Consider the following 22074-nt stretch of genomic DNA (forward strand, 5'->3'; position numbering starts at 1 on the left):
GTGGAGGCTGGCTGGGGGGTCTTCCACGGCTCTCGCGACGGGGTATGCTGGCCTGCCGTGGGGATGGCGTGCTCCCGGCCAGTGGCCGGGGGAACAGGCGTCGGCATCGGGACCCGGCTCCCGCACGTTCGTGGAGCCGGGTCCGTTCCCTGTCCCACCGCTACGGGCCCACCCGGGCCCGTCCCCCCCGTTCCGCCTGATCGAGCGCACCGACGGGCCGAGTCGCGCCCGAGGGTGCCGGCGGCGAAAGCCGAGCACCCGTGGGAGGCGCACCCGCGGGCGACCGCCCACGGGTGCGGCTACCGGTCCGTCCTACCGGTCCGTCCTACGGGTGCGTCATCGACAGGACGTCGAGCGCGCTGTCCAGCTCGGCCTCGGTGAGCTTGCCGGCCTGGACGTACCCGCGCTCGATCACGACCTCGCGGATCGTCTTCTCCTCGGCCAGCGACTGCTTGGCGACCTTGGCCGCCTCCTCGTAGCCGATGTACTTGTTGAGTGGCGTCACGACCGACGGCGAGGACTCCGCGTAGCGGCGGCAGCGCTCGACGTCCGCGACGATGCCGTCGATGCAGCGGTCGGCGAACAGACGGCTGATCGTCGACAGGATGTAGATCGACTCGAGCAGGTTGCGGGCGATGACCGGCAGCATCACGTTGAGCTCGAAGTTGCCGGCCGAGCCGCCGAACGCCACCGCCGCGTCGTTGCCGACCACCTGGGCCACCACCTGGCAGACCGCCTCGGGGATGACCGGGTTCACCTTGCCGGGCATGATCGACGACCCGGGCTGCAGGTCCGGCAGCCTGATCTCGCCCAGCCCGGCCCGCGGGCCCGAGGACGCCCACCGCAGGTCGTTCGAGATCTTGTAGAGCGACACCGCGATCACCCGCAGCACGCCGGACGCCTCGACGAGGCCGTCCCGCGAGGCCTGGGCCTCGAAGTGGTTGCGGGCTTCGGTGAGCGGGAGCCCGGTGCTCGCCGCCAGCTCCTCGATGACCGCCGCCGAGAACCCCGGCGGCGTGTTGATGCCGGTGCCGACCGCGGTGCCGCCCAGCGGCAGCTCGCCGATCCGGGGCAGCGCGCCGTTGAGCCGCTCGACACCCAGCCGGACGGCCGCCGCGTACCCGCCGAACTCCTGGCCGAGGGTCACCGGCGTGGCGTCCATGAGGTGGGTGCGCCCCGACTTGACCACCTCGGCGAACTCGGTCGCCTTCCGCTCCAGTGAGACGGCGAGGTGATCGAGCGCGGGGATCAGCTCGTGCACGATCCCCTGGGTCGCCGCCACGTGGATCGAGGACGGGAACACGTCGTTCGACGACTGCGAGGCGTTCACGTGGTCGTTCGGGTGAACGGCCCGGCCGAGCCGCTCCGAGGCGAGCGACGCCAGCACCTCGTTGGTGTTCATGTTGGACGACGTGCCGCTGCCGGTCTGGAAGACGTCGAGCGGGAACTGGGTGTCCCAGTCGCCCCGGGCCACCTCGCCGGCGGCCTCGGCGATCGCCGCGGCGATGTCACCGTCGAGAACGCCGAGTTTGGCGTTCACGGTCGCGGCCGCGGCCTTGATCCGCGCGAGCGCCGCGATGTGGGCGCGCGAGATGCGCTGGCCGGAGACGGGGAAGTTCTCGACCGCCCGCTGCGTCTGCGCTCGCCACTTCGCCGCGGCCGGCACCCGCACGTCACCCATGCTGTCGTGCTCGATGCGGTATTCCTGCTCGCTCATGACTCGTGCTCGCTCATGCGCCGATCTCCCGAGATGTCCGTCGACCTTGATCTGGCTTGCCGCCGATCCGGCTTGCCGCGGAACCGCCCGCGGCGCTGGCGATGACAGGCCACTGCCGACCCTAGGACATCAGGTGCATCCGTCGCCTCGGCCGGCATCCCCGGCGGGCGCTCGTCACATCGCCCGAGACGGGCCTGCGCGGGCGGCATGCCGGGCGGCCGGCACCCGTCACCGGGCCACCACAGACGAACGTCCGGTGCCGCACCAGGCTGGCGCGGCACCGGACGGAGAGAAACACGATGGGTGGACCGGGCTACGAGCGAAGCCGGTGACCAGCACGGGCGTCGACGATCATCCGACCGGGTGGCGCAGCCGCCCGATGGGACACGGTCCTCACACCACGCGCGGTGACCCAGGCGTGAGGGGGCCGCCGGCAGCACGACCGACCGGAATTTCCGGCGCTGGCTGGACGGCCCGTTGGTGCCGGCGCCGACGACGCCTCCGGCCGCGACCGCCCGAATGCGGCGATGCGGCTTGGACGGCGGCGCCGACGCCGGATGAATGTCGGCGGAGTGGATATCGCTGGAGTGACGTACCGCTGGAGTGCTGTGCCGCCTGGTGCCGTCGGCGCGCTCAGGATGAGCGAGCGTCAGGCGCCCGCGGCCCGCTCCCGGGCACGCATGTCGCGACGCAGCTCCGGCGGGAGCGCGAACAGCAGGTGCTCGTCCGCCGAGGTGACTTCCTCGACGTCGTTGAACCCGCGGTCCGCCAGCCACGCCATGACCCCGGTGACGAGTTCCTCGGGGACGGACGCCCCGCTCGTCACACCAACCGTCTCGACACCGTCGAGCCAGCCCTCATCCACCTCGGCGCAGTCGTCCACGAGGAACGACTTGGGTGCACCGGCGTCGAGGGCGACCTCGACGAGCCGGACCGAGTTGGAGGAGTTCGGTGAGCCGACCACGATGAGCAGGTCGACCTTCTCGGCGATCTCCTTGACGGCCACCTGGCGGTTCTGGGTGGCGTAGCAGATGTCGTCGCTCGGCGGCCCCTGCAGATGCGGGAACCGCTCGCGAAGCGCCTTGACCGTTGTCTGCGTCTCGTCGACCGAGAGCGTCGTCTGCGAGAGGAACGCGACCCGCTTCGGGTCCCGGACCTTCACAGCGGCGGCGTCCTCAGGACCGTCGACCAGATGGATACGGTCCGGCGCCTGGCCGGTGGTGCCTACTACCTCCTCGTGGCCCTCATGACCGATGAGGAGGATGTCCAGATCCTCCTTGGCGAACCGGCGAGCCTCGGAGTGGACCTTGGTAACGAGGGGGCACGTCGCGTCAATGGTGCGAAGCTGACGCGAGGAAGCCTCCTCGTGGACCGTCGGTGCCACGCCGTGCGCCGAGAACACCACCGTGGCGCCGTGAGGCACCTCGTCGGTCTCTTCGACAAAGATCGCGCCCTTCGCTTCCAGCGTCTTGACGACGTGAGCGTTGTGCACGATCTGCTTGCGTACATACACCGGCGACCCGTACAGATCGAGTGCCTTCTCGACGGTTTGGACCGCGCGATCGACACCCGCGCAGTAGCCGCGCGGCTTGGCCAACAAGACCCGCCCCATGTCGCAGCAGTCTACGCGGGAGCAGCGAGGCTGGAAGAGCGGCGAGCGGAGCATCACCGGATGGGCAGCATCGTCCGGCCCGCCGGTGACCTTCCCCCGTGGGGGAGGTCGTACGGTTCGACAGGTGCCCCTGACCTCGACCCCGGACGAGCCGCTCCCGGTGCGGACGATCTCCCGGGCGTTGGGTGACTGGATCTCCCGGCTCGGTCGCGTATGGGTGGAAGGTCAGGTCACCGAGATCTCCCGCCGGCCGGGCATGAACACGGTCTTCCTCACCCTGCGCGACCCTGTCGCGGACGTCTCCCTGCGGGTCACCTGCCCCCGGGCGGTGTGCGACGCGGTCGGTCCCGGGCTCGTCGACGGGGCCCGGGTGGTGGTCTGGGGCAAGCCCAGCTTCCACCCCGGCCGGGGCACGTTGGCCCTTGCTGTAGTGGAGATTCGCCCTCTGGGGGCCGGTGCGCTGCTGGCCCGGCTGGAGCGGCTGAAGGCCACGCTCGCCGCCGAGGGACTCTTCGCGGCGAGCCGCAAACGGCGGCTCCCGTTCCTCCCGACGGCGGTCGGCCTCATCACCGGGCGTGCATCCGCCGCCGAGCGCGACGTGATCGAGAACGCCCGCCGCCGGTGGCCCGCGGTACGCATCGAACTACGGGAAGTGGCGGTCCAGGGCCCCCTCGCGGTGAGCCAGATCCTCGACGCGCTGTCCGATCTGGACGCCGACCGCGCCGTCGAGGTGATCGTCATCGCCCGCGGCGGGGGCTCCCTGGAAGATCTCCTACCGTTCTCGGACGAGGCCCTGCTGCGCGCCGTTGTCGCCGCCCGGACACCTGTCGTGTCGGCAATCGGACACGAGCAGGACACCCCCCTGCTCGACTTTGTGGCCGACGTCCGAGCCTCCACGCCGACCGACGCCGCCAAGCGTGTGGTCCCCGACGTCTCCGAGCAGTCAGCGCTGGTGGAGGCCCTGCGCAGCCGGGCCCGCAGGGTCCTCGCGCACCGCCTCGACCTCGAACGACGCCGGCTGGCGGACCTGCGGGCCCGTCCCGTCCTGGCAGCCCCGCTGCGCGAGATCGACCGGCGCGAGCAGACCGTCGGGGCGCTGCGCTCGCGCTCGCTGCGCTGCCTCACCCACGCGGTGGACGTCGCCGAGCGCGACCTCGTCCACGCGGCGGCACGCATGCGGGCGCTGTCCCCGGCGGCCACGCTGGAACGCGGCTACGCCCTGATCCAGAACGCGGACGGCGCGGTGATCCGCTCACCGGCCGAGATCGAGGCCGGCGACCCGCTGACCGTCCGGGTCGCGGGCGGTACCTTCGCCGCCAGAGCGGAGTGACCACCACGCGGCGCTCGAACGGTTCTCCCGGTGTTCTCGTCTCTCGGTGTTCTCAGCGTTTTCGGTGCTCTCGAGCCCGGGCGCGGGCTCACGGCCGTCGAGCGGGACAGCCGTCGAACGGGACAGGAGAAGGCACATGACCGATCTTGACCGTCAGCGGAGCCCCACCACCGGACCCGGTTCGGATGGTGTTCCGGAGACCACGCCAGGGACTACGGCGGGTACTGCGCCAGGACCGACCTCCGGGGTCGCCACGGGTGTCACCCCGGGGACCACTCCCGGTCTCACCTTCGAGGCGGCTCGCGCGGAGCTGGAGGACGTCGTCCGCAGGTTGGAGGCCGGGGGATGCGCTCTGGAGGAGTCCCTCGCGCTCTGGGAACGCGGCGAGGAGCTCGCCGCCGTCTGCCAGCGCCTCCTCGACGGCGCCCGGGCCCGCCTCACCCCCGCCCCGACCGCCGAACCTTCCTGAGTCCCACCGGCCGAACCTCCTGGCATCGCGCCGCGCTGCTCCTCCTCGCTGGTCGTTCTCGACCTGCCGGTGGTCTTCCCGGAACCCCCGTCAGCCCGGGGCCGGGTCTCCCGTTCCCGGGCGCGGAGGACACAGAGCCATCCAGATCGTCGATCTTCCACCTGCCCCGGGATCCCGGACTCCGGGACCCGGGGCGCCTGAGCCTGCCAGGCCACGAACCGGGGACTCCCAGCCCGCACCTCCAACCCCAAAACCCCAAAACCCCAAAACCATCACGAATCATTCGCGGCCTGAAGATCGCTTCTGATGTGTGGCGGCTCAGTGAGTCCATGGACTCACTGAGCCGCCACACATCGAGCCGCCACACATCTTCGGGGCCCGGGCCCCGAAGCCCGGTTGGGAGCTGGGTGGGGCGGAGGGCGGGAGCGGCTTCGGGGTGGGCGGGGTAGCGGGACTCTGGTGGGGGGTGCGTCGGTGGTGGGGGTTGAGCGCGTTCAGGGGGGCCAGGTGTGCGGTGGGTGGCACACATTCGGTGGGGCCGGGCGGGACGCCAGGGCTTCGGGGGGCCGTAGGGTCGGGTTCCGCGGTTCCGCGGTTCAGAGGTTCCGCGGGTGTCCAGCGGGTGTTCGTCAGGTGATGGCCGCCGGATCCGAACGCCGTCGGGCCCGGACGTCCAGTGCGGACATGGAGTCACGGACGTCCCCTGTGGGCGTCCCATGCGGACGTCGAGTACGGACGTCGTCGGATCAGGGCGGCGTCGGATCGGAAGATGAGGGCGTGGCGCGTCAACGCGGTCAGGAAACAGTCCGGGACATGGTGCTCTCCCTCGCCGTGGTGCTGGCGGGAGTGGCGGTGTTCTACGTCTTCGTGATGCCGCACGGGGGTGAGGATCCCGAGGTGAAGGTCGTGGACACGGAGTCCACGCTGGTGCCGTACGCGCGCCAGGCGCCCTACCCGGCCTCGGCGCCCCAGGACCTGCCCGACTTCTTCAAGCCGACGTCGATCCGGATGAAGCTGCCCTCCGGTGGGACCAGCGACGGAGACACCACTCAGATCACGATCGGGTACGTCATCGACCGGCCGGGCGACCGGACCTACACCCGGTTCATCCAGAGCAACGCCCCGGACGCGGTCCAGGCGATTCTCGGTGACCGACCCACCACCGGGGCCGTGAGCGTCGCCGGTGAGGAGTGGGACGAGCGACGCGACAGCGACGGGCATCTGGCGATCACGCGCGTGGCCGACGGTGTGACGACGATTGTCGACGACGGTGGCGGCCCCGGGGCAGCCGACCGGGCCGACCTCGAGACGCTCGCCGCCGCCGTCCGGCCGCTCGACACCGGAGCGTCAGCCGCGGTCGCCAGCCCCGCCGCCTGATCAGCAGCAGGACCAGGGCGGCACCAGCAGGACGGCACCAGCAGGACCAGAAAGGGGATTGGCGGCGTTTGCGACGCCAGGCGAGCCGCTGCGGGCCCCGCCGATGTCGCGATCGCGAGCCGGCTCGGGGTGGGCTCCCGGCGCGGCCGTCCCGTGGGCGGGATGCACTGACCTGGAACGGCTCCGGGCGCTGGGACGGCTCGGGTACAGAAACGACTTCGGGTGGCCGTCACGCCCCCTCCGCGTGACGGCCACCCGTATCGACCTGTATGACGCGGTTCCTCCGGGGAAGGTTGCGCGCCCGTCCAAAGAATTTTCCGGGCTTCCGCCCGGTCGTCGGCGACGCGGCCTCCGCAGCCAGCCGCCGGCCTCATCACGGACCGGAAACAGGCTGGTCGCAGGGCTGGTCGTGGCGGTAGCGGCCCGGTCGCGGGCTGGTACTTCGGCGGCTACCGGCGGCGCGTGACGCCGTGTCGAACTACGCTCCTCCCGTGGCTGCCGAGACCCCTTCCGTGCCCGAGTCGTCCGTGCCCGAGTCCCTCGCCGTCCAGGGCCAGGCGCCTGACAGGAACCTCGCTCTCGAGCTGGTCCGGGTGACCGAGGCCGCGGCGCTCGCCGCCGCCCGCTGGGTCGGGCGTGGTGACAAGAACGGTGCTGACCAGGCGGCCGTGGACGCGATGCGCCGGCTCGTCGGGACGGTGTCGATGCGGGGCGTCGTCGTGATCGGCGAGGGGGAGAAGGACGAGGCCCCCATGCTGTTCAACGGCGAGGAGGTCGGCTCCGGCGAGGGCCCCGAGTGCGACGTCGCGGTCGACCCGGTGGACGGGACGACGCTGACGTCCAAGGGAATGAACAACGCGGTGTCGGTGATGGCGGTCAGCGAGCGTGGCTCGATGTACGACGCCAGCGCCTGTTTCTACATGGAGAAGCTGGTCACCGGGCCGGAAGCGGCGAGCGTCGTCGACATCGACGCCTCGGTGGAGGACAACGTCCGCGCGGTGGCGAAGGCCAAGGGCATTCTGCCGCGGGATGTCACGGTCGTGGTGCTGGACCGCCCTCGGCACGCCGAGCTGGTGGAGAACATCCGCAAGGCCGGGGCGCGCGTCAAGCTGATCTCCGATGGTGACGTCGCCGGCGCGGTCATGGCGGCCTCGGCGGACACCGGGGTGGACATGCTGCTCGGCATCGGCGGAACACCCGAGGGGATCATCGCCGCGTGCGCGGTGACCTGCATCGGCGGCGTCATCCAGGGCCGGCTCTGGCCGCGGGACGACGCCGAACGGGCGAGGGTCCTGGACGCCGGGCACGACCCGGGCCGGGTCCTGCACACCCGGGACCTGGTGAACAGCGAGGACATCTTCTTCGTCGCCACCGGCATCACGGACGGCGAACTGCTCGCCGGGGTGCGGTACCGGCCGGGCGGTGCCAACACGTCGTCGCTGGTCATGCGCTCGCGTTCGGGCACGATCCGGCGGGTCGACAGCCAGCACCAGCTGACCAAGCTCCAGGCCTACTCGACCGTCCCGTTCTGAGTCCGGCCGATGCCCACTCTCGTCCGAGGAGCCAGGACCCGGCGGCGGCTGACGGCTCCGATCGGACGGGCGGTGGCGCGGCTGGACCGGCCCGGCCCGCATGGCAGCGCGGCCGAGATCCGGACGCTTCCGCAGGCGCTGCGGCGGTTTGTCGCCCACCCGCGCCCGCCGGTGCTCCTCGGGTGTGTGGGCGCGGTCGGCGTGGTGCGGGCCGTGCGTGGTCCGCTGCGGCGCCGGGACGTCGTCACGGCCGCGGCCTGCCTCGCCGCGCAGCCGTTCGTCGAGTGGGCGGTGCACCGCGGCCTGCTGCACGCCCGGCCGGGCGGCCGGCTCGGGTCGGTCGGCTACCAGCTCGCCGGCTACGGGCACGAGCAGCATCACCGTGATCCGACGAACCTGGACACGATGTTCCTGCGGCCCCGGGAGGTGACGGCAGGCGGGGCGCTCGCCGTCGGCCTCGCGGCGCTGGGCCCGCCGGCTGTCGGCACCGCGGCGGTGTGCGCCGGGCTGGGCGCACTGGCCTACGACTGGACGCATTTCCTCGTGCACACGGCCGTCCGCCCGTCGAACCGGTTCTACCGGCGGGTCTGGCGCGGGCACCGGCTGCACCACTATCGCAACGAGCGGTACTGGCTGGGTGTGACGAGCCCGGTCGCGGACATGGTGCTGGGCACCTCGCCCGCCCGTGACGACGTGCCTGTCTCGCCGACGGCCCGCGGTGCCGCCCGGCGCGCCGCCCCCGGCCTGCCTACCGGCGCCTGACCGGCTCCTCGTGAGCCGGCGCCGTGACCGGGCCGCTCCGCGCCAGCCCGGCGGCGGCTTCGCGGAACCGCCCGGCTACGACCTGCGTCCAGCGGTGGTGTGATGCACCTCATAGTGTGCGGTGTCGTGGCCGGCTGACCGGTGCCTCCGCGCGCGAGCCTGCCCGGCGAGGCTGATCAGCAGGCCGCCCAGCGCGTCCGCCTGCGCGTCCAGCGTGTGGTGGGCGACGACGCTCGCCCGCGCGCGGGCGCCGAGCAGCTCGGCCAGCGTCTGGTCGTCGAGCACCCGGGCGAGCTTCGCGCTGAGGTCGGCCATGTCGTCCTGGCGGGCGATCAGGCCGGTCGCTCCGTCGGTCACGATCTCCGGGATGCCCGCGGTCGGGAACGCCACCACCGGCCGCCCGCACGCCTGCGCCTCCAGCACGTTCAGCGGCAGCCCCTCCAGACTCGACGCGAGGACCAGGACATCGGTGGCGCGCAGCAGGTCGCCGATGTCCGAGCGCGGCCCCAGGAACAGCACCCGGTCACCGAGCAGTTCGGCGCCGAGCCGGCGCAGCGACTCCCCGGACGCCGGGTCGAGGCTGGGCGCGCCCGCGACCGCCAGCCGCGTGGACTTCAGGTGGTCCGGCAGCGCGGCCACCGCACGGATCACCTTGTCGACGCCTTTGCGGGGGTCCAGGCGGGACATCGCTAGGACCAGCGGCGCTGCCGGGTCCGTCGACAGGCTGGCCCGCACGGCCGGGTCCGCCGGGCCGGGGCGCAGCGCGTCGGTGTCGACCCCGTTGCGGATCACCACCGCGCGTCGGGCGGCCCACCCCGGCAGCGACGCCGCGACCGCGCCGCTCACCGCCACGGACCGCGCGGCCCCCCGGACGGCCAGCCCGTGCAGCTGGCCGACCAGGTCCGGCTCGTTCTCCTCGTGCAGCAGCAGCAACGCGGGCCGCCGGCACAGCGCCGAGGCCCCGACGGCCTCCAGATGCGACCAGCGGCTGTTCGCCTGCAGGACGTCGACGCCGAACCGCCGGGCGAGCCGGGCTGTCCGGGCCGCCATGACCGCCGTCCGGCCGGATTCGCGCAGTACCAGCGCGGGGCTCGGGCGGCCGTCCGGGCGGCGCAACCTCCGGTCCGCCGGCACTGGCAGGACGGCGTGGTGCCGCCCGGACGCCCGCCAGGCCGCGCCCGTCGCGCTGTCCTCCGGGGCGGCGAGAATCTGCTCGATCCCGCGTCGCTCCAGCAGCGGGGCGAGCCTCAGCAGGAAGCGCTGGGCGCCCCACAGCCCCTCACCCTGCTCGACGATGAGGACCCGTGCGGCCGGCTGTTCCTCCACGCCACGGCAGGTTACGGAAAGTTGGCCATCGTGTCGCTACAGTGACCGAGATGGGTGACTGACTCCCGGCGCGAACCTGGCCATCCGGGCGCGTCTCCCGCCGCGGCCGGCCGCCTCGGGGCGGCGGTCGACGGCGGCCGGCGCGGTTCCGGCGGGCCGGGATTGCCCGGGGGCCTCGGCGGCTGGCCCGCCGGCGCGCTCGCGGCGCGCCGGCAGGCGGACCACAGGCGCCACGGCGACCACCCGGCCGAGCAGCAGCGCAAGCGCGGCCCCCTCGGCACCCCAGGCCGCCAGCATGATCGGGAGCGCGGCCACCAGAACGGCCAGCCCAGTCACCGTGGCCCCGCGCCGGATCACCGGCCGCGCGGCCGCCCGCACCCCGCTGGACGGCTGGGCGCCGGTCGGGCGGGCGCCGGTTGGCAGGGCGTCGATCGCGAGGGTGGCCAGGAGCAGGCGGAGCCCGGCTGTTCCCTGATCGGCGTACTCGTCGCCGAGCACGGCCAGCGGCAGCGGCGCGGCGACCAGCGCGACGGCCACGCACGGCAGCGTCGCGGCCCCACGGCCGCCGGCGAACCCGCCGACGGCCAGGATGGCGAGCACGGCCAGGGCGAAGGCGGCGCTCCCCGGGCCGACCTGGTGATCGAGGACGACCAGGGCCAGTCCGGCCGCCGCCGCCGACCAGAGCACCCGCGTCACAGGCTCCGGCGCGGCCGGCGCGGCCGGCGCGGCCGCGAGTGACGCGAGCGATCGCCGCGCCGCCTCATCCACCTGCGTCCTGCCGAACGGGGTCCTGCTGGGCGGAGCTGTGGGCAGTGCCGAGAACGGTGACCGCGGGGTCGGCGCCTGCGGCGACCTCGTCGGTGGTAGCGAGGGGCGCCGTGACCTGGGCGGTCGCTGGGGGCCCTGCGCCCACCGCTGCGCGCTGGGCCGGACCACTGATCCTCGCTCCGACGGTGACCCGACAGCGGGGAGCGAGTCGGGAGTGGGTGGCGAGCCGCGGGTCGGGAGCGATCCCGGAGCGGGTTGCGATCCGCGGGCTGGGAGCGATCTGAGGCCCGGGCGTGACCCGGGAGCCGGCGGCTCCCACTCCGGCGCGGGGACGGCTCGCGCCGTCGTCGTCGTCCGCCGGGGGGCGCCGAGCCGCCGGACGGGGCGCTGCCGCCCCGCCGGGGTGGCCACACGGGATGAGGCGAGGCCGGGGTCCGCGTCCGTCCGCCAGAGCAGCCATCCGCAGCGTGGACCGGCCGCCAGGGCGACCGGCGCCAGCCATGCGAGCAGGGCGACGTGCGCATGCCCCGCCCCGCCCCGCGCCGCGACGTCCGCGGCGAACACCAGCGCGCCCACCCGGACGGCGCCCAGCGCCACCCACGCCCCCGCGGCGACCAGCATCCCGGCCGCCGATGTGCGGCGGTTCGGTGAGTCCTGGGACGCGTTGAACCGCCACACATCGGGGCGTGCCGGCCAGAGGGCGACGCTGGCGGCCGCCAGCGGCAGGAGGATGAGGAAACCGGGGGTGGCGGCGAGGAAGGCCAGGCTTGGGATCAGCGATCCACCGGCCCAGGCCAGGGTGACCGCTCCGAGCGCGGCCAGGGCTCCGGCGCGCAGCCGGTGCCGCGCGCCGGGTCCGGGCGCGGCGGCGCGCGCGAGCGAGACGATGACCCGCAGACCCAGCACGACGGTGGCGTCCGCGGCGACGTCTACCGCCGGGACCCGGTGTGCCGCCCAGGCCCAGAAGGCGGCCGCGAGCAGCGCGGCCGTCACCGTGGTGACGGCCGCGGCTGCGGCGGTGGTCGTGCCGGTGGTCGTGCCGGTTGTGGCCGCGCCGGCGCTCGCGGGCCGGCCGCGTCCGCTCCGCCGTCCCGCGCCGCCTCGCGCGCCCGCCGACGAGGCCGTGGTCACAGCGGTGGGAGGGTGGGTTGGCCGGGCGCGGGGAGACGGGTCCCCTCGGCGATGTGCGGCGCGAACCGGGGGCGGTACGCGCCGGCCAGCCGCGCCGGCGCCCGGGCCGGGACCCGCGCCCCCAGCACCGACGGGACGAGCCTGATCCGCGGCCTGGCCGGGACCGTGCGCGGCAGCGTCCGGCCGATCCCGTCCAGCCAGGCGCGCACGCGGTGGTCGGCGAGACCGCCGTCCACGGTCAGCCTGGTAATGGCGAACGGGTCGTCACCCTGGTGGGACAGCGCCTGCCCGACGGCGCACGCGCCGCCGTATCCGGCCGCGATCACCAGCTGGCGCGCGGTCGGGTCCCAGCCTCCGCGGGGGTAGGCGAACGAGCGTGGCTCGTCGCCGGTGATCGCGGCCAGCCGCCGCCGGCTCAGCGTGATCTCCGCGGTGACGTCGGAGCGCTGCAGACCGTCGAGCCGGCGCCCGCTGTGCCCGGCCGCGCCGATCTCGACGCCCATCTCGTGCAGGCGGCGCACGTCCCCCTCACTGAGCATGCCGGGTGTCCCGAGCCGGGAGGTGGTGACGAAGACGGTGGCGGCGAGGCCTCGTTCGGCCAGCTCGCGGGCCGCGACGAAGGTCTCCGCGTGATCGCCGTCGAAGGTGATGACGATCGCGTCGGGTGGCGCGTCGGCCGAGCGCAGCGCCGCGCAGTAGTCCACGACGGTCATGAAGTGGCGACGGGATCTCTGGATCATGCGACGGTGGCGCGCGAAGACGGCGGGCGTCACCGTCGATCTCCGCGGCGCGTGGCCCGTGGGATCGGCGGCAACGTCGTAGCGCAGGATCGGGACCGGCCGCGGCTGGTTGGCCGCGCCGTTGCGACCGCGTGCCCGGCCGGCCGCCGCCGAACGAGCCGTGGCTCCGGCTCCTTCGTTGTTTTCCTTGCACGTCGCGGTGGTGGCGGATTTCGGGGAAGACACTTTTCGCCCCTCCAGCGGTCCCCGGGCCGCCCGCTTTGCTCGGGTCGGCTCATATCGCGGAATGTAACCGGTTGGCGTCCAGCGGAATCTAGCATGAGTGATTGCTGCCTGTAGTAGCGCCATTACGGCCAGGCGATGTGTATCAAGAGGTGAGCTGAAATCGAACGGTTAACGGCGCGTCATCGGTGAGTGGCCGCGCTTCCGTTCGGCACCTGCGGGCGACGGTGTTCCTGCGTCCTGCTGAAGAAATTTAGATCATCTGTATTCGAGAATTCCGAATACTGCGTTACATGCGGGTGCCCGGACGGCGACCTCGATGTCGCTGTCCCGCGTCGCGCCGGGTGCCGCCGTCCAGCGGTGCCGCCGGCATGGCGGGCGGTGGTCACGGCAACCGCTGACCGGGCGGCGACCGCCAGGGCGATCACTGCCGGAACAGCGGATGTCAGGACCCCGCCGTTAGGGCGGTCGTCACCACACCCGACACGGCAACCGACACATGACGGCCGCCATGGCCGTCACGGCCGTCAAGCGCCGGGATCGACCATGCCCCGTCGACGTCCTCCGGATGGACGTCGCTACGGCGGTGGCGCACCCGAACGACCGGTGCGGCGACGCACCCGGGTGAACCGTGGGCAGTCGCATTCGCCGCAGTCGCTGTCTGGTCGGTAATGTCGGTGCGAATCCCGCGTGTGGCCGCACCGGCACGCCCGCCACCAGGGGTGACGAGTGCGTCCCTGGTAATCCGGCGTGTTGGGCACGTCGTGACAGTACTGCACGGATCCGCCGGTCCGGATGTTGCGATGGTGACGTTCGGGTGCCCATCGGTGGGGATCACCGCGCTGACCTCAGCAAAGCCCAGGCGTGCTAACCCGTGAACAATGCGGGTGAACGACGTGAATGGCGCCTTGGTGTGTCGGCCGGGCCCGGCCGACCCCCGTGAAGCGGTGATCGGTGTGATCCGCACGGTGGCGGGCGGGCCCTGGGTGCGGCACATTGCGGTGGCGGCGGGCGGCTGCCCTGGACGCCGGCACCACGCGGCCGCATCGTTCGCCGGGGGATCGCGGCCCGCGGCAGTGGGCCACGGAAAGGGCACCGTCGGGGCGAGGGGCCGTCGGAGAGTGGCGGCGGAGCGCGCGCTACTGGGGCGGGCTCTACTGGGGCCGGCGCCTGCGGGCCGCGGCCGACTGGGCGAGCGAGCGCTGGCGCTCGCGCCGCGCGACCTGCGCCCGGCGCCCGCGCACGGCCGCGATCAGCGTCACGAGGACGACCGCCGTGAGCAGCGCGGGAGCGTGCAGGATCATCTCGGAGCCGATGTCGATCGCCCGGTTGCGCAGCCCGGCGCTTCCGTCGCCGGCCGCGGGGTTCAGGAAGCCGACCACTACCGTGATCACGGCATACGCCAGCGGCGGCATGATCACGACACCGATCAGGTCGTCGACATGGACCCGCACCGCGGCCAGCACGCAGGCGGCCACAAACAGGACACCGAAGACGTAACTGAGATTGTCGAAGAGGAGCGAGTCGACCGCGGCGCCGATTCCGCCGACCACCACGGCGACCAGTCCCGCGCCGAGCGCGGTCAGGCCCCGGCGCGTCCCCGTGACGACGGTGGGGGGCGGCGGTGATCCGGACCGCGTGCGCGGGCCGGGCGGGTACGAATCATCCGGCACTCGGGTACGCCCGGACCTTCCCGGCGGTCCGGCGGGCTGCCGGTGAGGCGGCGTACTCACCCAGGCAACGTACCGTCCCAACTTTGCGGCTGCGTCAGGGCGATAGGTCAGAGAAGTGAGCACGTCTTGGTAGCTGCACTTTCGGCATTCCGTTATGCACGATGAGCTACCGATCGGTATGACCCGCAGCCATCGGACGGATCGGGCGGGACCGGCCGTCCGGCCGTCCGCGGACGTCGGCCCGACGGCCCGGCGACCCGGAAGTCCAGCGGAGAGCGGGGATCGTGCCTCGTCCCGGCCGATCCCAGGCCGTTGCGACGGCCGCCGCGCGCCGTCCGTCCCGGCCGGGCGGCGCGCGGCGGCGAATACTCTGCCCACGAATGATCCGATGGTGGCGCCGCGGCCATGCGGGCGGCGCGACCGTGCCGCGGTGGCGCCGCTGTGGCGTCGCGGGAGCGGCGGTGGCATTGCGACCGGGACCTCCGCGATCGGGGCCGGGCGCGATCACCCGTAGACTGCTCGGTCATGGGTCTGTCGATAGGCATCGTCGGGCTGCCCAACGTCGGCAAGTCCACGCTTTTCAATGCCCTGACCCGTAACGAGGTCCTGGCGGCGAACTATCCGTTCGCGACGATCGAGCCCAACGTGGGCGTCGTCGGCGTGCCGGATCCGCGTCTCGCGAAGCTCGGCGAGATGTTCTCCAGCGCGCGGGTCGTCCCCGCGATGGTGAGCTTCGTCGACATCGCCGGCCTGGTCAGAGGTGCGTCGGAGGGTCAGGGCCTGGGCAACCGCTTCCTTGCGAACATCCGCGAATCGGACGCGGTCTGCCAGGTCGTCCGGGTCTTCTCGGATCCGGACGTGGTCCACGTCGAGGGCAACGTCGATCCGGCCTCCGACATCGAGACCATCAACACCGAACTCGTGCTCGCCGACCTCCAGACCATCGGCGCGCGGCTGCCGAAGCTGGAGAAGGAAGCTCGCCTCGACCGGTCGAAGCAGCCCCTGCTCGCCGCGATGAAGGCGGCGCACGAGGTGCTCGACGCCGGGCGGCCGCTGTCCAGCGACCCGTCGATCGACCGCGCGGAGCTGCGTGAGCTGTTCCTGCTCACCGCCAAGCCCTTCCTCTACGTCTTCAACGTCGACGAGGACGTCCTCGCCGACACCGGTCGGCACAAGGAGCTCGCGGACCTCGTGGCCCCGGCCGACGCGGTGATCCTCTGCGCGAAGGTCGAGGCGGAGCTGATCGAACTGCCCGAGGCGGACGCGGCCGAGCTGCTGGCCTCCCTCGGCCAGGACGAGAGCGGGCTGGCGCAGCTCGCCCGGATCGGCTTCCACACCCTCGGCCTGCAGACGTACCTGACCGCGGGTCCCAAGGAGTCCCGGGCCTGGACCATCAGGGCCGGAGCCACCGCGCCCGAGGCGGCCGGGGTGATCCACAGCGACTTCCAGCGGGGCTTCATCAAGGCCGAGATCGTCTCCTACGACGACCTGATGGCTGCGGGCTCCATGGCCGCGGCGCGCGCCGCCGGCCGCGTCCGCATGGAGGGCAAGGACTACGTGATGGCCGACGGCGACATCGTCGACTTCCGTTTCAACGTCTGAAGCCGGCGCCCCGCCTGGGTCAGGTTCCTCGTTCCAGCCTGACCGCGGGCCGCCGCGGGCTCTGGACGAGGCGGGCCGCCCGGGGGAGCACCGAGACGGCGGCCTCGGCCGGGCCGCGCCGGCCGGTCAGGCGCCAGAGCGTGGCGGCCGTGAGCGCGACGAGGACCTGGAGCGCATACGACCTGGTCGGGTCGGTGGGGAGCAGGTCGGAGGCCATCACCACCACGTGCAGCGAGTAAAAGGTGAGCGTCATCGCGCCGACCGCCGCGAGGGGCCGGGCAAGGGGGGCGCGGGCCACCAGCAACGCCAGGCCGAGCAGCGCCAGCGCGGTCCCGGTGGTGTGAGCCAGGTCGAACGGAGTCGTCGAGTGCGGCGTGTCGACGGCCAGCCACCAGGCGCTGTCGGTGGGGGTCGCGCCGTAGAGACCGGAGTCGATGAACCAGCCCTGCGGCAGGGAGCCCACGCCGGGAACCTCGGCCGGGTCCGCGAGCTCGGTGCGCCCGCCGAGCGGTTCCAGGAGCAGCCAGGAGGCGGCGCTCGCGGCGAGGGCCAGCGCCAGGCCACCGACCAGGAGCCGGGTCGCCACCTGGCGTGAGCGAAGGTCCGCATGGGCCACGGCCATCCCGGCGCAGAGATAACCCAGCCAGGCGAGTGCGGGGTAGACGCCGGTGACCGTCAGCTTCGCCAGGAGGTGTCCGGGCTCGCCCAGCGCGGCGAACGTCGGCGACGACAGGTCCGAACCCGGCAGGTCGTCGCGGACGAACTGGCTGACGACGGGCTCCGCGACGATCGCCAGGACGGCGACCGCCACCAGGACCGGGACGGATGCCCGTAGCAGCGGCAGAGCCAGGACGAACAGCAGCGCGTAGTACACCAGGATCACGGCGATGCCCGAGTCGGCATAGGCGAGGCCCAGGCCGAGCGCCCCGATGCCGAGCGCGCGCAGGAACACCGAGAGCCGGGCCTGGCCCGCGCTCTGCCGCCGGGTGGACAGGACCAGCGCCACGCCCGCCAGCACCGCGAACGCGGCGGCGGCCCGCCCGGCGGCCAGGGTGAACACGGGCGAGATCGCCGGGTTGTCCGACTCGGTGTCGGTGAAGGCGGGAAAGACGTGGGTCGCCACCATGCCGAGCAGCGCCACGCCGCGAGCGATGTCGACACCGACGATCCGTCCGGACCGGGGTGGATTCTCACCGTCCATGTCTCCAGCGTCGCAGGCGGCGGCTCGTCGGGGTTGGACGGTCGGCCCGGTCGCCGTCCGATTCGCCACTGGCGGCCCCGTTTCCGCCGGGTGCGGTTAGGGTTCGCGGAGTGACGGGCAGCGGGTCGCTACCGACGATGGACGCCGCGCCGGTGTTGCGCTGTGAGGGCCTCGTCCGGCGCTTCTGCGAGCGGACGGCGGTGGACGACGTCAGCTTCTCCATCGCCCCCGGTGAGACGTACGGCCTGCTCGGCCCCAACGGAGCGGGCAAGACGACGGCGATCTCGATCATCGCCGGGGTCCTCGCCGCCGACTCCGGGTCGGTCGTCGTCGCCGGCCATCCGATGCGGACCGACGCCGGCCGCGCCCGCGGCGCGATCGGTCTGGTCCCGCAGGAGCTGGCGCTCTACCCGGACCTGACCATTCGGGAGAACCTGCGGTTCTTCGGCCGGCTGCAGCGGATGCCCCGCCGGCACCTCGCGCGGCGCATCGACGAGGTCCTCGAGGTGGTCGGCCTCGCCGACCGGGCCCGGGACCGGGTCGACGTCTGCTCCGGCGGGATGAAGCGGCGGGTCAACATCGCCGTCGGACTCCTGCACGAACCGCGGCTGCTCATCCTCGACGAACCGACCGTGGGCGTGGATCCGCAGAGCCGGCATCAGATCCTCGCCAGCGTCGAGACGCTCGGCGGCGCCGGTCTCGCGGTGCTGTACACGACCCACTACATGGAGGAGGCCGAGCGGCTCTGCGACCGGCTGGGCATCATCGACGCCGGCCGGATCGTGGCCGAGGGCACCCGCCGCGAGCTGGTGGAACGCATCGGCGAACACGACCGGGTCGTCGTCACGGCGACCGGTCCGACGGCCGGGTTCGCGGCGGCGGCGGGCGAGCTTCCCGGCGTCCACGCGGCGCGGCCGGTCGACGGCGGTCTGGAGGTGCTCGCGGACTCCGCCTCGGCCCTGCTGGCGCCTCTGGTCACCACCGGTGAGCACCTCGGGGTGACCATCGCCGGCATCGAGGTCGTCGAGCCAGACCTGGAGGCCGTCTTCCTCCACCTGACCGGCCGGGCGCTGCGTGACTGAGCGGCGTCCGGAGCGTGCTCATCCGGTGCTCGTCATCGCCGGCGTCGACCTGCGGCGCCGCCTGCGGAACAGATCCGCGCTGATGATGGGCTTCGTCGGGCCGCTCGTGCTCGCGGGTGTCTTCGGCCTGCTGATCAGCGGGACGTCGTCGGTGACGTTCACGATCGGGGTGGTCGACCAGGACGGATCCGGCCTCACCCGCGATCTCGTCGCGGACCTGACCGCGCCGGCCCGTGGCGACGCCGGCCCGATGCGTTTCGCGACGCTGGCGGATACGGCGGCGGCGGAGCGCGGGGTGGACGACGGAGATGTCGACGCGGCCCTCGTCCTGCCGGCGGGGTTCGGGGCGGCGGTCGGTGGCGGAGCCATCCGCGCTGGCCAGGCCGCGGGCGACGGGGCGGCCGGCGCCACCGGCGATGACGGGGCGGCCGGCGGCGATGATGGGGCGGCCGGCGCCGGCGGGCCGGACGAGGAGGGTGCGGGGCGGGGCGGTCTCACGACCATCACCGTGCTGCGGGATCCGGCGTCGCCGGTCGCCGGCCAGGTCGCCGACTCCATCGCGATCGGCGTCTCGGCGTCGTTCAACCAGGTCGGGCTCACGCTCGCCGACGTGGCGCGCCGTACCGGGCGCCCGCCGAGTGCCGCGGAGGTCGCCGCCGCCCGCGACGCGGCCCCCGTCCTGACCCTGCGGGAGAGCGGCGTCTCCGGGACGGGCGTCGATCCCGTCGCGTTCTACGGCGCCGCCATGGGGATACTCTTCCTGTTCTTCACGGTCGGGTTCGTCGCGCGCTCGCTGGTGAACGACCGTGACGCGGGCATCCTCGACCGGATCCTCGCCGCGCCGGTCCGGCCCGGGGAACTCATCGCCGGACGCGCGCTGGCGGTCGCCGCGCTCGGGACGTCGGGTCTGGTGACCGTGTGGGCGGTCACCACGGTGGCCTTCGGCGCCCACTGGGGACCCACGGCGGGCGTGCTGCCGGTGCTGGTCGCGACGGCGCTGGCCATCGCCGGGGTGACGCTGGTGGTCGCCTCGCTCGGCCGGACCGAGCAGCAGGTCGGAGCCCTGACCTCGCTCGTGGCGTTCGCCCTCGCGCTCGCCGGCGGGAACTTCTTCGGCCCGGGGCCGAAACCCGCGGTGCTCGACCGGATCTCGCTTCTCACACCGAACGGCTGGTCGCTGCGCATCCTGTCGGACCTGGCGGCCGGGGTGGCGACCGTCGAGTCGGTGCTGACGGCGGTGGCGGTACTGCTCGTCGTCGCCGTGGTCACGGGAGGCATCGGCATGATCCGCGTGCGGCGGGTGATCTTCCGGTGACAGCGGAGACCGCCAGCCACCGGGCCGATCCCGGTCCCGATCCCGGCCGCAGCGCTGGTTCCGGGGGTACCGGCGGCCGCGGTCGCGGCCCGGGGCGTCCACGCGGGTTGCCCGGCGTCTGGCTGCGGCTCGTCGCGGCCTTCGCGTTCACCGCCGTCGTCTGGCGCTCGCTGTCCCGTGATCGGATGGCCCTGTTCTTCCTCCTGGTCCTTCCGATCGCCGTGATGGTGGTGACGGGTGCCGCGTTCGGCGGGGCCGGTTCCATCACCGTGGCGGTCGTGCGCGAGGGTGACGGCCCGGTCACCGCCGCGATCGAGGATCGCGTCTCCACCGCCGCGGGCCTGCGTGAACGGGCCGTCGACACCGTGCGTAACGCCCGTGACCAGCTCCGCCGCGGGGACGTGGGCGCCGTCCTCGTGCTGCCGGCCGGCCTCGACGCAGCCGTGTTCGCCGCCGCGGATCCCTCCCGCGTGTCCGCGGGTGATCCCGGGGAGGTCGAGGTCCTCACCGATCTCGGCAGCGACGTGGGGATGACGGCCCGCACAACCCTGACCGGCATCGTCCAGGGCACCGCGGCCACCTTCACGGCCACAGCCGTGTCCGCCCGGCTGACCGGTGCCCCGGTGGCCGAGATCGCCCGGGACCTGGCCCGGACGGCTCCGCCGGTGGCGGTCGCCTCCCGCGACGTCGGAGCCGGTGCCGGCGTCGAGCCGAACCGGTTCTCCGAGGTCGCGCCAAGAAACCTGATCCTTTTCGTCTTCATCAACAGTCTCGCGAGCGCCGCGTTCATCGTGAGTGTCCGCCGCTGCGGGGTCCTGCACCGGGCCGCCTCGACCCGGTCGGGGGTGCCGGCCCTGCTGGCCGGGCTCGCCCTCGGCTGGCTCGTGCTGGCTCTCGCCCAGTCGGCGCTGATCGTCGCGGTGGGGGCGCTCGCGTTCGGTGTCGACTGGGGTGATCCGCTCGCCGGCGGGCTGCTCCTGCTGGCCTTCGCCGGCGTGGGCTGTGGCGGGGGCCTGGTCGTGGGCGCGATCGGGCGCGACCCCGAGCGGACCTCGTCCATCACGCCGTTCGTCGGCATCGTGCTGGGCGCGATCGGGGGGTGCATGGTTCCCCTGGAATTCTTCCCACCGGCCATCGACGCGGTGGCGCATGTGACACCCCACTACTGGGCGGTGACCGGATGGGAAGATCTGATCATCGACGGTGGCGGACTCGCGGATGTCGGTGTCAATCTGGCGGTGCTTGCGGTGATGGCGGTCGCGCTGTCGGCGGCCGCGGCCGCGATCCTGCGCCATCAGCTCGCGCGGGGCTGACGAAACCGCGTCCGTACGGCGCGTGGGAGGGAAGGGCTCGGTAGTGATCTGTCATCTGGTGGGCCGGGACGCATGGGCGGTCGGTCCGGCGAACTACCACCCGCCGAGCCTCGACGCCGAGGGGTTCATCCACTTCTCGGCTCCCGAGCAGGTCCTGGAGACGGCGAGCCGCTACTACTCGGGGCGCTCCGACCTGCTGCTGCTCGTGGTCGACCCCGAGCGGCTCACCGCCCCGCTGCGCTGGGAGCCGGCCAGCGGCGAGGACGACCGCGGCGGGGCACTGTTCCCGCACCTCTACGGGATGATCGATCCGGAGGCCGTGCGGGCCGTCGTCCCGCTCCCGCCCACCGCGGAGGGCACCTTCGCGGTGATGCCGGGCCTGTGGTGACGGGTTCCGCCCCCGTCATGCTCCCAAGGCGACTCAGAAGGCGATGCCGGCGGACCTCAGGATGGCGGAGATCTTGCGCGCCAGCTCGACGTCCAGCTCGGTCACACCACCGGCGGAGTGGGTCCAGACCGTGAAGATCGTGCTCCCCGGGCCGCTTTCCACGACCGGGTGATGGTCCATCGCGTCGGCCTCGCGCATCACCTCGTCGACTATGGCCGTCGACTCGTCACCGTCGACAAGGATCTCGAGCCGGATCCGATCGGCGTCGCCGATCCAGCCGGGTAGTGCCTCCAACGCGGTGGATACGGCGCTGTTGTCCAGCCGTGTAGGCATCCGCGACTCCTTCACGTCCGTGAGCGGTGGTCCGGTCTGTGATCCGTGCCGGGCACGGGACCTGCCCGTCCTCGGCCCTTGCGCCGGATGCTGTCACCCGGAAGCGGAATCCGCCACCCTCCGCACACTCATCAGTTCCGTCGGCTACCACTCCGGGCCGTCGCACCGGACAGCGGGGTCG

Annotated in this window: 18 protein-coding genes; 10 read left to right on the plus strand and 8 right to left on the minus strand. The window is 73.1% G+C overall.

The genetic code is table 11. The features are described 5' to 3' along the window. Positions 1-325: 325 nt before the first annotated feature. Positions 326-1717 (minus strand): aspartate ammonia-lyase, encoded by a 1392-nt coding sequence (locus E0504_RS21765; RefSeq protein ID WP_131625780.1) that lies wholly within the window; start codon positions 1715-1717, stop codon positions 326-328. Between the two features lie 649 nt (positions 1718-2366). Beyond that, complete coding sequence (locus E0504_RS21770) at positions 2367-3329, minus strand: 4-hydroxy-3-methylbut-2-enyl diphosphate reductase (RefSeq protein ID WP_071059280.1); 963 nt, start codon at positions 3327-3329, stop codon at positions 2367-2369. A gap of 124 nt (positions 3330-3453) precedes the next feature. Between E0504_RS21770 and xseA the strand changes: the two genes are divergently transcribed. The 5 genes from xseA (at position 3454) to E0504_RS21795 (ending at position 8799) form a co-directional block, all read left to right on the plus strand. Then, positions 3454-4659 carry an exodeoxyribonuclease VII large subunit gene (xseA, locus tag E0504_RS21775; RefSeq protein ID WP_020458495.1) on the plus strand — a complete coding sequence of 402 codons (1206 nt, stop codon included), beginning with the start codon at positions 3454-3456 and terminating at the stop codon, positions 4657-4659. Between the two features lie 136 nt (positions 4660-4795). After that, positions 4796-5128 carry an exodeoxyribonuclease VII small subunit gene (locus tag E0504_RS21780; RefSeq protein ID WP_071059282.1) on the plus strand — a complete coding sequence of 111 codons (333 nt, stop codon included), beginning with the start codon at positions 4796-4798 and terminating at the stop codon, positions 5126-5128. 777 nt (positions 5129-5905) lie between these two features. After that, positions 5906-6505: a DUF4245 domain-containing protein gene (locus E0504_RS21785; RefSeq protein WP_020458497.1), complete on the plus strand. Its 600-nt coding sequence runs from the start codon at positions 5906-5908 to the stop codon at positions 6503-6505. 512 nt (positions 6506-7017) lie between these two features. Continuing rightward, positions 7018-8037 carry a class II fructose-bisphosphatase gene (gene glpX, locus E0504_RS21790; protein WP_235013705.1) on the plus strand — a complete coding sequence of 340 codons (1020 nt, stop codon included), beginning with the start codon at positions 7018-7020 and terminating at the stop codon, positions 8035-8037. A 72-nt stretch (positions 8038-8109) separates the two neighbouring features. Then, on the plus strand, positions 8110-8799 hold the full coding sequence (locus E0504_RS21795) for a sterol desaturase family protein (RefSeq protein WP_373693924.1): 690 nt from the start codon (positions 8110-8112) through the stop codon (positions 8797-8799). 75 nt (positions 8800-8874) lie between these two features. On the opposite strand, the gene E0504_RS21800 is transcribed toward E0504_RS21795, so the two are convergent. From E0504_RS21800 to E0504_RS21815, 4 genes are all read right to left on the minus strand, one after another. Next, positions 8875-10125, minus strand: coding sequence for a glycosyltransferase family 4 protein (locus E0504_RS21800; protein WP_131625781.1), 1251 nt, complete (start codon positions 10123-10125; stop codon positions 8875-8877). 36 nt (positions 10126-10161) lie between these two features. Further along, a complete protein-coding gene (locus E0504_RS21805; protein WP_131625782.1) occupies positions 10162-12024 on the minus strand; it encodes a hypothetical protein in 1863 nt (620 codons plus the stop codon). Further along, a complete protein-coding gene (locus tag E0504_RS21810) occupies positions 12021-12989 on the minus strand; it encodes a polysaccharide deacetylase family protein (RefSeq protein ID WP_112105108.1) in 969 nt (322 codons plus the stop codon). The genes E0504_RS21805 and E0504_RS21810 overlap by 4 nt, the downstream gene beginning before the upstream one ends. Before the next feature lie 1151 nt (positions 12990-14140). Beyond that, entirely contained in the window at positions 14141-14659 is a 519-nt protein-coding gene (locus E0504_RS21815; RefSeq protein ID WP_071059293.1) for a DUF6542 domain-containing protein, read from the minus strand. Between the two features lie 525 nt (positions 14660-15184). Between E0504_RS21815 and ychF the strand changes: the two genes are divergently transcribed. Further along, positions 15185-16261, plus strand: coding sequence for a redox-regulated ATPase YchF (gene ychF, locus E0504_RS21820; RefSeq protein WP_071059294.1), 1077 nt, complete (start codon positions 15185-15187; stop codon positions 16259-16261). 19 nt (positions 16262-16280) lie between these two features. On the opposite strand, the gene E0504_RS21825 is transcribed toward ychF, so the two are convergent. Next, entirely contained in the window at positions 16281-17462 is a 1182-nt protein-coding gene (locus tag E0504_RS21825) for a heparan-alpha-glucosaminide N-acetyltransferase domain-containing protein (RefSeq protein ID WP_071059296.1), read from the minus strand. Positions 17463-17599: 137 nt separating this feature from the next. Between E0504_RS21825 and E0504_RS21830 the strand changes: the two genes are divergently transcribed. The 4 genes from E0504_RS21830 to E0504_RS21845 are packed head-to-tail and all read left to right on the plus strand — an operon-like array spanning position 17600 to position 21560. Next, on the plus strand, positions 17600-18544 hold the full coding sequence (locus E0504_RS21830; RefSeq protein WP_112105109.1) for an ABC transporter ATP-binding protein: 945 nt from the start codon (positions 17600-17602) through the stop codon (positions 18542-18544). Continuing rightward, on the plus strand, positions 18537-19859 hold the full coding sequence (locus E0504_RS21835) for an ABC transporter permease (RefSeq protein ID WP_112105110.1): 1323 nt from the start codon (positions 18537-18539) through the stop codon (positions 19857-19859). Before E0504_RS21830 ends, E0504_RS21835 begins: the two co-directional genes overlap by 8 nt. Further along, positions 19856-21172, plus strand: a complete 1317-nt coding sequence (locus E0504_RS21840; RefSeq protein ID WP_131625783.1) for an ABC transporter permease — start codon at positions 19856-19858, stop codon at positions 21170-21172. Before E0504_RS21835 ends, E0504_RS21840 begins: the two co-directional genes overlap by 4 nt. A gap of 43 nt (positions 21173-21215) precedes the next feature. Further along, positions 21216-21560 carry a DUF952 domain-containing protein gene (locus tag E0504_RS21845; protein WP_071059302.1) on the plus strand — a complete coding sequence of 115 codons (345 nt, stop codon included), beginning with the start codon at positions 21216-21218 and terminating at the stop codon, positions 21558-21560. Between the two features lie 33 nt (positions 21561-21593). Here the strand turns inward: E0504_RS21845 and E0504_RS21850 are convergent, their stop codons facing one another. Beyond that, on the minus strand, positions 21594-21893 hold the full coding sequence (locus E0504_RS21850; protein ID WP_112105114.1) for a 4a-hydroxytetrahydrobiopterin dehydratase: 300 nt from the start codon (positions 21891-21893) through the stop codon (positions 21594-21596). Between the last annotated feature and the right edge of the window lie 181 nt (positions 21894-22074).

It is taken from the genome of Parafrankia sp. BMG5.11 (genome assembly GCF_004337455.1).